This window comes from Caballeronia calidae, from assembly GCF_900044055.2.
In the GTDB taxonomy this organism is placed as follows: Bacteria; Pseudomonadota; Gammaproteobacteria; order Burkholderiales; family Burkholderiaceae; genus Caballeronia; species Caballeronia calidae.
The window spans coordinates 1-559 of record NZ_FCOX02000363.1 but is presented as its reverse complement, the minus strand read 5'-3'; the positions used below and the strand labels follow the sequence as shown (position 1 = coordinate 559).

General features: G+C 68.0%; 1 protein-coding gene. It reads right to left on the bottom strand.

Translation table 11 applies throughout. The annotated features are described in order from the left end of the window. Window positions 1–559 (bottom strand): transposase (locus AWB78_RS43050; RefSeq protein WP_157697935.1); only part of this gene is annotated, 559 nt, incomplete at both ends.

Below are 559 nucleotides of genomic sequence, written 5' to 3'. Positions count from 1 at the left end.
TTGCTGATCCCCTGGTCGACCTGGCTTTCGCCGCTGTCATAGGGCTGCGGCACCAGGCCGACGCACGCGCCCACCTGGCGGCGGTTGCTGAACTCCCTCCAGAACAGCTCGAGGGCGAGGCGCGAGGCGCTCACCTCGCCAATCCCCTTCAGGCGCGCAAGGTCAACGCTTCGATGACGCGCCGCTCCGGGCAGGCTCGCCTGGCGCGTCTTCTCGAGCGCCGCGAGTTGCTGCTCCGCCAGCGCGAGCCGTTCGCATTCGCGCAGCAGACGCTCACGCAGCTCGGGCGGCAGCGGCGCGCCATCATGACACCGGACTTCGTCGCGGGCGAGGCGGACGACGAAGGCCTTGTGATTGACCTCATCCCAGCAGCCGAGCGTGGCCAGCAGTTTGCGCATCCGGTCTTGGTGCTGCAGCACTTCCTTCTGCAACTGGCCGCGATCGCGCATCGACTGCCGTGACGCCTCGTCCTGTGGCGACGGCACGTGCAGCACGTGCATGCGGTCGCGCTCGCCGCGTAGCCACGCGCGCAGATTGACTACCAGCTTGGTTACATCGA